15 protein-coding genes and 1 other annotated feature are annotated in these 13,568 nt (G+C 29.5%); of the genes, 11 read left to right on the top strand and 4 right to left on the bottom strand.

The annotated features are described in order from the left end of the window. Positions 1-778: copper amine oxidase N-terminal domain-containing protein (locus PTSHG_RS09045; protein WP_019107213.1), on the top strand; the 778-nt coding region annotated here is incomplete at its 5' end. Positions 779-869: 91 nt separating this feature from the next. Here PTSHG_RS09045 and PTSHG_RS01735 read toward each other — a convergent pair. The 4 genes from PTSHG_RS01735 to PTSHG_RS01720 form a co-directional block, all read right to left on the bottom strand. Further along, complete coding sequence (locus PTSHG_RS01735; protein WP_019107212.1) at positions 870-2,150, bottom strand: O-acetylhomoserine aminocarboxypropyltransferase/cysteine synthase family protein; 1,281 nt, start codon at positions 2,148-2,150, stop codon at positions 870-872. A 100-nt stretch (positions 2,151-2,250) separates the two neighbouring features. Next, positions 2,251-2,492: a binding site (T-box leader), on the bottom strand. Positions 2,493-2,563: 71 nt separating this feature from the next. Continuing rightward, positions 2,564-3,277: an ABC transporter permease gene (locus PTSHG_RS01730; protein WP_019107211.1), complete on the bottom strand. Its 714-nt coding sequence runs from the start codon at positions 3,275-3,277 to the stop codon at positions 2,564-2,566. 9 nt (positions 3,278-3,286) lie between these two features. After that, positions 3,287-4,042, bottom strand: a complete 756-nt coding sequence (locus tag PTSHG_RS01725; protein WP_019107210.1) for an ABC-2 transporter permease family protein — start codon at positions 4,040-4,042, stop codon at positions 3,287-3,289. Between the two features lie 4 nt (positions 4,043-4,046). Next, positions 4,047-4,943, bottom strand: coding sequence for an ABC transporter ATP-binding protein (locus PTSHG_RS01720; RefSeq protein ID WP_019107209.1), 897 nt, complete (start codon positions 4,941-4,943; stop codon positions 4,047-4,049). A gap of 138 nt (positions 4,944-5,081) precedes the next feature. Here PTSHG_RS01720 and PTSHG_RS01715 point away from each other — a divergent pair, with 138 nt between their 5' ends. The 10 genes from PTSHG_RS01715 to PTSHG_RS01670 all read left to right on the top strand — a co-directional run bounded on the left by PTSHG_RS01715 (position 5,082) and on the right by PTSHG_RS01670 (position 13,568). Continuing rightward, positions 5,082-5,786 carry a response regulator transcription factor gene (locus tag PTSHG_RS01715; RefSeq protein ID WP_019107208.1) on the top strand — a complete coding sequence of 235 codons (705 nt, stop codon included), beginning with the start codon at positions 5,082-5,084 and terminating at the stop codon, positions 5,784-5,786. Next, positions 5,780-7,078, top strand: coding sequence for a sensor histidine kinase (locus tag PTSHG_RS01710; protein WP_019107207.1), 1,299 nt, complete (start codon positions 5,780-5,782; stop codon positions 7,076-7,078). The genes PTSHG_RS01715 and PTSHG_RS01710 overlap by 7 nt, the downstream gene beginning before the upstream one ends. Positions 7,079-7,187: 109 nt before the next feature. Then, positions 7,188-7,913 (top strand): YebC/PmpR family DNA-binding transcriptional regulator, encoded by a 726-nt coding sequence (locus PTSHG_RS01705; RefSeq protein ID WP_019107206.1) that lies wholly within the window; start codon positions 7,188-7,190, stop codon positions 7,911-7,913. Further along, positions 7,913-8,572, top strand: a complete 660-nt coding sequence (gene deoC, locus PTSHG_RS01700; protein ID WP_019107205.1) for a deoxyribose-phosphate aldolase — start codon at positions 7,913-7,915, stop codon at positions 8,570-8,572. Before PTSHG_RS01705 ends, deoC begins: the two co-directional genes overlap by 1 nt. After that, complete coding sequence (gene lgt, locus PTSHG_RS01695) at positions 8,569-9,327, top strand: prolipoprotein diacylglyceryl transferase (protein WP_019107204.1); 759 nt, start codon at positions 8,569-8,571, stop codon at positions 9,325-9,327. Before deoC ends, lgt begins: the two co-directional genes overlap by 4 nt. 39 nt (positions 9,328-9,366) lie before the next feature. Then, positions 9,367-9,978, top strand: a complete 612-nt coding sequence (locus tag PTSHG_RS01690; RefSeq protein WP_019107203.1) for an epoxyqueuosine reductase QueH — start codon at positions 9,367-9,369, stop codon at positions 9,976-9,978. After that, entirely contained in the window at positions 9,975-11,150 is a 1,176-nt protein-coding gene (locus PTSHG_RS01685; protein WP_019107202.1) for a CapA family protein, read from the top strand. Before PTSHG_RS01690 ends, PTSHG_RS01685 begins: the two co-directional genes overlap by 4 nt. Then, a complete protein-coding gene (locus tag PTSHG_RS01680; protein ID WP_019107201.1) occupies positions 11,147-11,836 on the top strand; it encodes a tRNA1(Val) (adenine(37)-N6)-methyltransferase in 690 nt (229 codons plus the stop codon). Before PTSHG_RS01685 ends, PTSHG_RS01680 begins: the two co-directional genes overlap by 4 nt. After that, positions 11,833-12,627: a 16S rRNA (cytidine(1402)-2'-O)-methyltransferase gene (gene rsmI, locus PTSHG_RS01675; RefSeq protein WP_019107200.1), complete on the top strand. Its 795-nt coding sequence runs from the start codon at positions 11,833-11,835 to the stop codon at positions 12,625-12,627. The genes PTSHG_RS01680 and rsmI overlap by 4 nt, the downstream gene beginning before the upstream one ends. Next, positions 12,624-13,568, top strand: a complete 945-nt coding sequence (locus tag PTSHG_RS01670) for a DNA double-strand break repair nuclease NurA (protein ID WP_019107199.1) — start codon at positions 12,624-12,626, stop codon at positions 13,566-13,568. Before rsmI ends, PTSHG_RS01670 begins: the two co-directional genes overlap by 4 nt.

Here is a 13,568-nt window from a genome sequence, read left to right as displayed (position 1 = left end):
GGCTAAAGTTCTTGACAATGGGAAATGGGAAGCTACATTAGATAGGGAACTAAAGAAGGACGAGAAAGTTATAATTACTCAAGTTGAAAAGGGTAAAAAAGAGTCTGAGCAAGTAGAGTTAACTGTTGCTAAAAAGGAAAATAACAAACCGACACCTAAGCCAGAACCAAATCCTCAACCTAATCCAAAGCCAGAACAAAAGCCAATACCTACACCAAGACCTGATTATAGATTACAAGCTTTAAAGAGAAACAACTATGATAGGACTAGAACATATAAGGTAAACACTTATATATCAAATAGAACATTGGCAGAAGATAAAAAAGACTTACAAACAACAAAAAAAGATTTATCAGTAAAATATGTAATTAATGTAAACAATACTGAGTATGAGTTTGTTAAAGATGGCGTAACTCAAAAGAGAATGCTTGATGTAATGCCAACAATAAAAAATGACAGACTAATGTTACCACTTAGAAGTCTTGCTGAAATGATCGGCGCTAAAGTAGAATGGAATTCTCAAACTAGAGTTGCAACTTTTACAAATAATGATTTAGTTGCAAAAATTCAAATTGATGGCGATGAAATTTTACTTTCCAATGGAAAAGTTATAAAAATGGATTCAAAACCATTAAATATTAATGGAAGAATTCTAGTTTCAATTTCCAATGTAGCAAATGTATTTGGACTTACAAATGGAAATACTAAGGATGGCATTGATCAAGATATTGAATGGGATGAAGTTAATAAGACAGTTACAATTAATTTAAAAAAATAAATTTCGATAAAATTTAATTAAAGATGTAAAAAGAACTTGGAAAAATAAAATCCAAGTTCTTTTTTAGTATTTAAAATAATGAAGATAAAAATTAAATAGATTTTAAAGCTTCTTTTATGTCTTCGATAATGTCTTCTGCATCTTCTATGCCTACACTCATTCTTATTAAATCGGAACTAATTCCTGCTTGTTTAAGTTCTTTTTCATTCATTTGTCTGTGAGTTGTGGATGCAGGGTGCAGGACACAAGTTCTTGAGTCAGCTACATGAGTTACAACTGCTGCAAGTTTTAGTGAGTCCATGAATTTTGTTGCGGCATCTCTTCCGCCTTTAACTCCAAAGGAAATTACTCCACAAGAACCATCTGGTAGATACTTTTGAGCAAGTTTATGTTGAGAATCTTTTTCTAGAGCAGAAAAACTTACCCAAGAAATTTTTTCATTTGATTCTAAAAATTTTGCAACTGCAAGGGCATTTTCATAATGTCTTGGCATTCTCAAATGTAAAGTTTCAAGTCCAAGTCCTAAATAAAATGAATTTTGTGGAGATGGAATGCTTCCAAGGTCCCTCATTAAAGTTGTAGTCATTTTTGTAATGTAAGCGGCTTTGCCAAAACTTTCTGTGTAAATGACCCCATGGTAAGTTTCATCTGGCTCAGTAAGTCCTGGGAATTTGTCCTTGTGCTTTGACCAGTCAAAGTTTCCAGAATCTATTATTGCTCCGCCAACAGAATTGGCAAAGCCATTCATATATTTTGTAGTGGAGTGAGTAACAATGTCAGCACCCCATTCAAAGGGCCTCAAAAAAATTGGTGTAGGGAAGGTGTTGTCAACTATTAGTGGCACTCCATGGTCATGAGCAGCTTTAGAAAAAGTTTCAATATCCAAAATTTGAAGTGATGGATTGGAAAGAGTTTCGCCAAAGACTGCCTTTGTGTTTTCTTTAAATTCTTTATTTAAGTCTTCAAGTGAAATTGCTGGATCAACAAAAGTTGATTCAATGCCAAGGTCTTTCATTGTGTGAGCTATTAAATTGTAAGTACCGCCATATATGGCTGATGATGAAATTACATGATCGCCTGCTTTTAAAATATTTAAAAGTGCATAAAAGTTTGCAGCTTGACCTGATGATGTTAAAATTCCTGCAACGCCACCTTCAAGGGCTACAATTTTATTTGCAACTGCATCATTTGTCGGATTTGAAAGTCTTGTATAAAAGTAACCTGATTCTTTTAAGTCGAAGAGCTTGCCCATTTGTTCTGATGAATCGTATTTAAAAGTTGTTGATTGAATAATTGGCAATACTCTTGGTTCGCCATTTTTTGGCTCATAACCTGCTTGTACACACAATGTTCCTAAATTTTTCTTTGTCATTTTGTCCTCCATAAATAATAAATAAATTTGTCGTCAGCTCAAAGGATTAAAATAAAATTTTGATAAGCTAGCTTTTATAAAATAAAAAAAGCTCTCGTCCCTAAAGGACGAAAGCTGTGCTTCGTGTTACCACCTTTTTTTATTATTTTATCGCTAAAATAACCTCATAGAGTACCAACATACTCCGAACGCTATAACAGGCGTACCTGTCGCAGTCTAAACACTTGTCTCGGTGCGATAACTCCAAGGTCATGTTCCAAGGTAATCCTTTTGATTTCTTTCACCAAATGAAATCTCTCTGTGAAAAGTTTTACAATGTACTCTCCTCTTCAAAGTCTATGAATGAGATTATAAAGACATAAAATATTTTTGTCAAGGATATTTTTAAAAAATAAATTTTAAAAAATTTTTAATTATTCATACTTCAAAAATTTATTTGATAGTTTTGTAAAAGTTAAGATCTCTATTAATGAGAACAGAAGCATTTTTATTCCATCGACTTTATTTATTAGTTCAAATTGATTTGTAGTTATAGCAAGTTTACTTGAGGCTACAATATTTTGAAGTGACGGAATTATATTTTGTGCTACAAGACCAAAACCAAAAATTGAAATTAAGACTGAAATAAGAACTATTAAGCCTAAAGATTTTGTTTTTAAACTCAGATAATTCATTATAGCAATAATTGGAAGGGAGGATAGGATACTTATTCCAACATAATAAAAGTATAGCCCTAATCCTTCAATGTTAAAGCCACATATAAATTTACCACTTAATACAAATAGTAATAAAAAATAAATTTGAGTGAAGGCTATTATTATAAAGGCAATAAAAGATTTTGCCTTAATAAAATTTATATTTTTTATTGGACTTGTCCTAATTAATTTTAAACCTGCCTTATGTTCTACTGACCATAGGCTTGAAACGATAATTGAAATAAGAGGTATTATAAAGAACATAAAGTAAAACAGTGATGTTTGAGTCCAAAGACTTTCCCATTTGTTTTTTAAGACTTCTTGATTTAGTAAATAATTTATTGTTCCAAAAATATTTGCCAGCAAGGGAATTATTAATACTGTAGTTAAGAGTGAAAACAATTTTAATTTTTTTAATTCTATTTTTAACATGAATGCCTCCTATATGTCCTTAGAGAGTGTAAATTTATTAAGTCTTGCGATGTAGATTAAACTAAGGATTATATAAATTAAGCTTATAAGCAATGTGAGATAATTTATATTATTCATAGTCTGTGTGTAGACTTGTCCATCTTTTACATAATTTATATTTAAGATAGTAGCAAAGAGTCCAAATGGATTTATTTGTGATAAAACTTTTGATGTTAGCATGGTAATTATTCCAGACATTGCTCCCACAATTGAAAAGAAGAGGGAGAAGTAAATCTTTTTACTTTTAATCTCAATTATTGTGAAGATCAATATCATTGAAATGTTAATTGATAGAGTTGTTAAAAAGTAAATTATTATTCTTTTTATTATCTCCACATCTAAGTCAAAGTTTGTATTTTTATTTGCTAAAAATATTATTAACAACCACTCAAAAATTTGTAGTAAGAAAACTTTTATGGACAAGTTTTTAATTTTATCAATCAAAATTTTCTGAACTTTTAAGCCAAGACTTATTTGCATTTGCCACATATTATTCTTTTCTTCAATCTCTATTACTTTTTTAACAAGTGATGATAGGGCGATGGGATTAAAAAACAAAGAGATTGCTAGATAGGAATCTAATATTCTTGCAAGGGGATACTCATTAACTTGAAAGTCTTTTGTCTTGAAGGCTATAAGGATTGAAAATAAGTGTATGGCAAATAAAATTAAAATTGTGAAATTTAATTTTAGTCCCTTATTCTTTTTTATTTCTAAATTTTTCATGGTATCACCTAGAACTTGTTTCTTTAATAAATAATTTTTCAAGACTTTCTTTTCTTTTTTCAACTCTATAGATATCAACTTTATCCACAAGGGTTTTTATTATTTTAGCAACTTCTTCTTCACTTTTATTTCCCAGTACTAAATAATCATCTAGTATATTTCCTTGAGGAAGTTCAAGTAGCTTTGATGCCTTAAGATTATCTGAAGTTTTTAAAATAATTACTGGTGGATGGAGGTCTCTGTATTCTTTTAAAGAACCGCTGTAAGTCAAAACTCCATTTTTTAAAATACCTATGTGAGTTGAAATTTTTTCAATTTCATCCAAGATATGTGAAGAGATTAAAATACTTGTATTTGAATTTTTTACAATATTTTGAAACAAATCTCTCATTTCTTCAATACCATAGGGGTCAAGTCCATTAATGGGTTCATCTAAGATTAAAAATTTTGGATTACCAATGAGAGCTATGGCGATGCCCAGCCTTTGCTTCATGCCAAGAGAAAAGTCTCTGACTTTTTTATTTTTACTTTTAAATAATCCAACCTCATTTAAAATTTCGTCAATATTATCTTTTTTTATATTTTTCATATCACAGATAATATCTAAATTGTCATAGGATGTGAGATGGTCATAAAAGGATGGGTTTTCAATTAAAGAGCCCAAATTTTTATTTGTTTCTTTTTGATTTTTTTCATTTACTTCTTTTCCATACAAAGTTATTTTTCCAGAATCTTTTTTAACTAAACCAAGAATTGATTTCATAAGAGTGGATTTTCCAGCTCCATTGGGGCCAATAAGTCCAAAAATGCTTCCTTCATTGATTTCCAAATTTATATTCTTTAAAACTGTGTTTTTATCATAAGATTTTGTAAGATTTTCAATTCTTAAAATATTTGTCATGATATGCTCCTTTCTCAACTTCAAATTAATTATAAATAAGGATAATAACAGAGAGATTTTAAGTAGATAACTTTTACATCACAATTATAAATATCAAATTTTTATGTGATAAAATAGGCTTAAAGGAGAAAGAACTGAATGAATATTTTTAGAGATGCAAGGATACTATTAGTTGATGATGAAACTTATTTGATAAATAGTATGTATAAATTTTTAAAGAACAAGGGTTATAACAATGTTATGACAGCAAAAAATATTAAAGAAGCAAGCTTTAAGCTTAAGAATAATAAAGTAGATTTAATGATATTAGATATAATGCTTCCTGATGGCAGTGGTTTTGATTTATTAGAAGAACTTAGAAAAAAATCCACCTTGCCTGTTATTATACTTTCGGCATTGAGTGGTATTGATGACAAAAAAGAAGGCTTTGGTTTAGAAGTTGATGATTATATTGTGAAGCCTTTTTTGCCTGAAGATTTATTATGGAGAATTGAGGCAGTTCTCAGAAGGACTTATCAAAATAAAAACGATAAAATTACTTTGTTAGATGGAATTGTATTTGATAGGGAGAAGGCAATTTTAATGAAAAATGAGGAAGAAATACAATTAACGGCAAAACAATTCAAAATTTTAGATTATCTTGCTATTAATATTAATAAAATTGTTTCTATTGACCAAATAATAGATAGGTGTTGGGAGGAAAGTTTTGGCTACGAAAATACACTTATTACACATATCTATAGACTAAGGGATAAATTGGAAGATGACCCAGCAAATCCAAAAATACTTATTACAGTAAAGGGCTTGGGATACAAATTGCTTGGAGAAAATAAAGAATGTTAAATTATTTTTTTAAAAAACTAAAGAAATTCGCCTTATTTGTCCTAATTTTATTAATTTTAATGATTTCGACCTTAATTGGTATTTTTTATTCAAGTTTTAAATTTTCTAAAAAATATACAGAGCCAAGTAAGGTTTATGAATTTTTAGAAGAGAATAAATTTAATGACATTTATCTTACTAATGGAAATATTGCATTTTTAGAAAAAAAAGATATATGGGCTATAAGAATTGATAATAAAGGCAATGTTGTAGAGAATTTTAATAAACCTAAAGAGGTTAAAAATAAATTTGACATAAGTGATATTGTAAGATTTACTAGGTATTACCTAAATGATTATCCTGTCTTTACTTATGTGGTAAAGGATGGGATATTAGTTTTAGCTTATCCAAAAAATTCTTTAGATAAGTTTCCCTTTAATTATTATAATTATGATTTGGCAAAAATAGATTTTATTATTTTTATAATTAGTATGCTCTTGTTTGTCCTATTAGTTTATATGTTTTATCTTTATGAAGTTAAAAGCATTTTTAAAAAATTAAATCCTCTTCAAGAAGCTATAAATAATATTTTTGACGATGATTATAAGAAGCTCCAAGAGGATGGAGAATTAAAAGAAATTTCTGAAACAATTAATGAAGCAAATAGTAATTATATCAAGCTAAAGAAAAGTCAATCTAGTTGGCTTAGAGGAATTAGTCACGACATAAGGACTCCTTTAACAAAGCTTTCCTGGGAACTGGAAGACATTAAAACAAGGGAGAATTTAGTTGAAATTGAAAAAATGGAGAATCAAATTATAAAGATAAGTAAAATTATAGAGGACTTAAATTTGACTAATAGTCTTGAAAACATAAGTGATAAGCATTTTGAGTATATGGATCCAATTTCTGTTATAAGAAAATTAATTGTAAATAGTTTAAATGAAAATCCCAGCAAAGAAATTATTTTTGAAAATAGAATAAATAAAGAAATAAAAATTAAAATGGACGATCATTTATTTTATAGGATGCTGGAAAACATTTTAAACAATAGCATTAAATATGGAAAAGGAAAAACTTATATAACTTATGACCTAATGAATAAAAAGATGCGGATATCTTTTAAAGATGAAGAAGGTCTAATTGAAGAGAGGGTAATAAAAAGGCTTGATGAAGAAAATTTATCAGATGTTCAAACTCATGGTATGGGCTTATTTGTGTCAAAACAAATTTGCAAACTTCACAAGGGGACTATGGAAGTTAAAAATCTCTTCCCAGGTGTAATGGTTTCCTTTAATTTTGATATAAAATAAAAAAGCACAAGAATCTTCTACTTAGGTTCATACTATTGACGATTTGTTAAAATATGTAATATAATAATCAATATGCTAAAAATAGCGATTTATATAGAAAGGTGATTAAATGTCAGGACATTCTAAATGGAATAATATTAAAAATAAAAAAGGTAAGGAAGACGCAAAAAAAGGTAAAATTTTTACTAAACTTGCTAGACAAATAACTGTTGCGGCTAAAGAAGGTGGACTTGATCCAGATTACAACCCATCTCTTAAAGTTGCTATTGATAAAGCTAAGGCTGAAAATATGCCTAATGATAATATTGATAGGGCAATTGTAAAAGCTGGAGGCAGTGACAATGACGATAACTTTGAAGAAATTGTATATGAAGGTTATGGTCCAGGCGGAGTTGCCGTAATGGTAAGTTGCTTGACAGACAATAGAAATAGAACTGCACCAGAAGTAAGGCATTTATTTGATAAGTATAGTGGAAATCTTGGACAACCTGGTTGTGTTTCCTTTATGTTTGATAAAAAGGGTTCTCTTGGAGTTCTTAAAGAAGGACTTGATGAAGATGAGTTTACGCTAACTGCAATTGATGCAGGGGCAGAAGATGTAATTGATAGGGGAGAAGCTTTCGAAATTGTGACATCTCCTGAAGACTATATTGAAGTTAGAAAAGTTTTAGAAGATGCTGGGCATTCTTTTATAGAATCTGAAATAACTTACATCCCACAAACTACAACTGAGCTTACTGATGAGGAAGATATTAAAAATATGGATAAATTAATTGATGCCTTAGAAGACAATGATGATGTAACTGATGTTTACACTTCATGGGAGAGAGATTAATGGAAATTAATAGACTTATTGACCACACACTTTTAAAAGCAGAATCAACTGAAAAACAAATTGAAGAACTTGTTAAAGAAGCAATTGAATATAATTTTTGTTCAGTTTGTGTAAATCCTATTTGGGTTAAAAAATGTGCAGAAATGTTAAAAGATACTGATGTTAAGGTATGCACTGTAATTGGTTTTCCTTTGGGAGCAAATACAAAAGAAACTAAAATTTTTGAAACTAAAAATGCTCTTGAAAATGGTGCAGACGAAATTGACATGGTAATTAACATTGGATACATGAAGTCAAAGAAATTTGACGAAGTTGAAGATGAAATTGCTGAACTTGCAAAAATCTGCCACGACAAGGATGCAATTTTAAAAGTGATTTTAGAAAACTGCCTTTTAACTAAGGATGAAATAAAAAAAGCTTGCCAATTATCAGATAAAGCTAGGGCTGATTTTGTAAAAACTTCAACTGGTTTTTCAACTTCAGGCGCAGATGCAGAAGATGTTAAATTAATGAAAGATTCTGTTTCAGATAGAGTTAAAGTAAAAGCAAGTGGTGGAATAAGAGATTATAAAAAAGCAATAGAAATGGTAAATAATGGTGCTGATAGGCTTGGTGTATCTGCTGGTGTGGCAATTTATGAGGAGAGTAAATCATTATGAAAATAAATCCCGTTGCCTTTACAATTTTTGGAATAGAAGTTAAATGGTACGGAATTTTAATCGCACTTGGGGTATTTTTAGCTATATTTTTTACAGAAAAAATGGCTGAGAGGAAAAATTATAGAAATGGTCTTTACAAGGATATTTCCACTGACGTTTCTCTATTTTCTGTTTTAATTGGCGTTCTTGGTGCAAGACTCTATTATGTTATTTTTGAGTGGGAATATTATAGCCAACACTTAAATGAAATTTTTGCCATAAGAAATGGCGGACTTGCTATTTATGGCGGCATCATAGCTGGTGGTATTACAGTATATATTTTTTGCAGACGCAAGAAAGTAAATTTTTTGACTTTAGCAGATTGTGTTGCACCAGGTCTTGCCCTTGCACAAGCAATTGGCAGATGGGGAAATTATATTAATGGCGAAGCTCATGGTGGAGTAACAAATGTACCTTGGGCTATCTTAGTTGATGGCGAGAGGGTTCATCCAACATTTTTTTATGAATCAATTGTGAATTTTTCAATTTTCTTGTTTTTGTACTTTTATCTTTCAAAAAGACAAAAATTTGAGGGTCAGCTTATTTCTATTTACATGATAGTCTACGGTATAGCAAGATTTTTCATTGAAGGAATGAGGACAGATTCACTTTATATTGGTGCCTTTAGAGTATCTCAAATTGTTAGTATTGGCATTATAATTTTTGGGATAGCAATTAGACTCATAGCTAAGAGTAGACAAAAGAATACAAAATAATTTGGACTAGGAAACTAGTCTAATTTTTTAGGTGATAATTTGAATAAAATAAATTACAATTTGGAAATGGAAAAGGTTATAAAAAATATTAATGAAGGAGATAAGCCTAAACTTCTTTTGCATTCTTGCTGTGGTCCTTGTTCTTCTGCAGTCTTAGAAAGAATAAGCGATTATTTTGACATTGATGTATTTTATTACAATCCAAACATAGATACGGAATATGAATTTTATAGAAGGTCAGATGAACAAATTCAACTTGTAAAAGATTTAGGACTTAATGATAAAATTGATGTTAAAATTATAAAATACAATCATGATGAGTTTTTATCTTACATAAAAGGTTTTGAAAAATATAAAGAAGGCGGAGCTAGATGCTTTAGGTGTTATAGGCAAAGGCTTGAAGAAACGGCAAAGTATGCGGCAGAAAATAATTATGACTACTTTACAACAACACTTTCCATTTCGCCACATAAGGATTCGCAGATTTTAAATAGACTTGGTAAATTTGTGTCAGAAGAGTATAAAGTTTCTTATTTATTTTCAGATTTTAAAAAGAAAAATGGATTTAGGAGATCAGTTGAGCTAACTGATAAATTTAATATGTATAGGCAAGATTACTGTGGTTGTGAATTTAGCAGAGGTGAAGATTGAAAAATATAAAAAATATTTTCATAATTGCCCTTATTTTTATTTTGACGCTGGGACTTTACATATCCTATACTATGGATTTTAATTTTGACAATGTTGAAAATAAAGTTAATATATCTAAAAATTCAAAAACTGAAAAAATAAAAAAAGAAGATAAGTCAGAGGTAAAAATTCTTGCTATGGGAGATATGATTTTTCATCAACCAATTGTAAAAAATTATAGAAATAATGATTCCTATGATTTCACGCCAATTTTTTATAATATTTCTTCTGATATCAATGAAGCTGACCTTTCCCTTGCAAACTTTGAGGGCTCTGTAAATTCAAATAGAAAACTATCTGGTTTTCCTCTTTTTAATTTTCCGAAGGAAACAATTTATTCACTCAAGAAGGCTGGCTTTGACGCTCTTTCAACTGCCAATAATCATGCACTTGATACGGGACTTGACGGAATAGGAGAAACTATTTCTCACATAAATGAAAGTGGTATGAAAAATTTTGGTACTCTCACAGAAGATGGCGAGAAAGGAATTGTTGTCGAAAAAAATGGTATAAAAATTGGACTTATTTCCTTTACAGACACTTTAAATGGTATGGATTCTTTGATTAGAGGTAAAGAGTATTCTGTAAATACTTTTGCTCAAGATGTGAAGTCAGATATTGAAAACTTAAAGGACAATTCCGATATTGTTATTGTCTATCCACATTGGGGCAATGAATACCAATTAGTCCCAAGTGAAAGGCAAATTTATTTAAAAGAAAAACTTCAAGAATATGGAGCAGATATTATTTTAGGTTCTCATCCCCATGTATTGCAAAAATATGAAGTGGAAGAAAAAAATGATAAAAAATATTTTACTATTTATTCTATGGGAAACGCTCTTTCAAATCAAAGGGTTGAATATTTAAAAAAATCTGGCGTAGATACTGGAGCACTTATAAAATTAGTTATTGAAAAGGATAATATAAGTGGCGAAACGAAATTAAAAGAATATGGCGTTTATCCGACTTATGTTAATAGATACTGGAACAATGGAAGATTAAATTACGATTTAGTTAAGCTTCAAGATTTAATTAAAGGTGGAAGATTAAGTGACGTTACAAGTAGTGAACTAAAGTCTAATGCCGATAAAAAATATAAGGAAGCTTTAAAAGTTTTAAAGGGTGAAATATGAAAGAGGATAAAGTTCCGGGAACAAATTATATAATTTTTCAAGATGAGGAAGAGTTTAAATACACAACAGACTCTTTGATTTTATCTTCTTTTGTTAAATCAAGTAAAAGAGTAATAGATCTTGGTTGTGGCAATGGGATTTTATCTTTTAGAATTTGTGACAGATTTTACGAAGTTCACGCAGTAGATAAAAATAAAAAGGTTTTGGAAACCTTAAATAAGTCCATTTATATTAACAAATTAGAGGCTAAAATAAATTTATTGGAAGAAGATATTTTTAATTTAAAAAGTTATTATGACACAAATTATTTTGATGCAGTAATTTTTAATCCACCTTACTATGATTTTGATAATATAAAGTTTGATACAATTGAAGCCAAGCATTTTTTTGACATAGAAGGTAGCATTAAGATAATTAATTATCTTCTCAAAAATTCTGGAAGTCTTTACATAATTTATCCGACTTACAGACTTGCAGAACTGATTTATAAGATAAATATGACTGGGTTAAAGGTTAAGAATATTATAAATATTCATGGTAATACTAATAAAAGATCAAAGACATCAATAATTATTGCTAAAAAGCAGGCAAACTTTGGCAATGATTTTAGAGATTTTTACATAAGAGATGGATTTGATTATAGTGATGAGATGAAAAGAGTTTATAGAAATGAGGTAATACTATGATTTATTTTTGCCCAACACCTATTGGAAATCTAGGAGATATTACGATAAGAACAATTGAAATATTAAAGTCAGTAGACATGATTTTTGCAGAGGACAAAAGAGTTACAGTAAAGCTTTTAAATCATTATGACATAAAGGCTGAACTTAGAACTTATCATAAGTTTAACGAAGCTGAAATGTCAGAAAAAATTATTGAAAATATAGAAGATAAAGACATAGCTCTTGTAACTGATGCAGGAATGCCTGGCATAAGTGATCCGGGCTCAATCCTCGTTAAAAAATTAATCGAAGAAGATATTGATTTTAGAGTTTTGCCTGGAGCCAATGCAGCTCTTACTGCCTTAGTTTTATCTGGTCTTGATACAGAACACTTTCTTTTTTATGGATTTACAGCAAGTAAATCATCTGCAAGAAAGAAAGAATTCGAAAGCTTAAAGGAGCTAAAATTCACTCTGATTTTTTATGAAGCCCCTCACAGGATTAAGGACTTTTTAAGTGATGTCTATGAAGTTTTTGGAGAGAGAAAAATCACTATATCAAGGGAAATTACAAAAGTTTTCGAAGAAACTATTAGATCAACGACATCAAGAATTCTTGAAAAAGATATTACAGATAAGGGCGAATTTGTAATTTGCTTAGAGGGAAACTTTGAAAAAGAAACCTATGATATAAGAAAACTTTTGGAAGAAGAATTAAAAAAAGGAATTAAAAAATCTCAAGCTGTTAAGGAAGTTTCAAAAAAATATAATATTCCAAAGAACGATGTTTACAAGGAGAGTTTGGATTTATGATAAATTTAGATGAACTTGAAGGACAAATAAAAAATATAAATATAAATCTAAAAGATAAGTACGATTTTGTTTTTAAATTAAACAACAAAGATTTTCGACATAAAATAAATAGTGAAGTTGGAAAAATTATAGAAATGGAAAAATTCCCAAAAGAAAAAATCTCTAAATATAAAAAGACAGTTGGTGTTGACGGCTCTAATAATAGAGCTGGAGGAGCCTTTCCACATTTCATAGAAATTTTTCAGGGGCTTGCTAAGTCAACTGATGGTAATGAAGTATATAAAACTAATGTCTATACACCGACTCTTAATTCACTTTATGATGAGCAAAATCTTTCACAAAAACTTTTGGCAACAATAGAAATTGAGACGGCACTAGAATATATTGATAAATATGATTTTGATTATTTGATGATGGATGGTGGATTTATAAGATATAAAATCAACTGCCTTGATTTATTTAAAGAGCTTCGTGAAAGTTGTGAGAAGAAAAATATAATTCTATTTGGAGTTATAAAGGATATAAAGACTAATGTCATATCAAGAAGTCTTGAAATTAACGAAAGTATTTATGACAGAGAAATTTTATTTAATAGATTAAAAACTGGGGAAGCTATTTTAATAAAAAATGAAATAAATAAAAAGTTTATCAAGGATGGAATGGGGGAAGGATTTTCTTCTGCCTTTATGAGGACTTCGAAATTTCCTGGAGCTGTTGGAGTGGACATTTTAGATACGCAAGAGGAATATCTTGAAGAAATTTGTAGTTTAATTTATACACTTACGCCTATGTCATCAAGGGGAGTTCCATTTTGGCTTGATATAGTTGACAAGGATGTAAAAATTACAGATGAAATTTTAAAAATGCTTTTAGAAGAATACTTAGATAGAGATGTTTACGAGAGATTTTTTATTTCTGAGAGAGATAAAAGAACTTTATAG

The sequence above is a fragment of the Peptoniphilus senegalensis JC140 genome (genome assembly GCF_000321025.1).
Taxonomy (GTDB): Bacteria; Bacillota; Clostridia; order Tissierellales; family Peptoniphilaceae; genus Peptoniphilus_A; species Peptoniphilus_A senegalensis.
The sequence above is the reverse complement of the archived record's forward strand: the minus strand, read 5'-3'. Positions and strand labels throughout refer to the sequence as shown.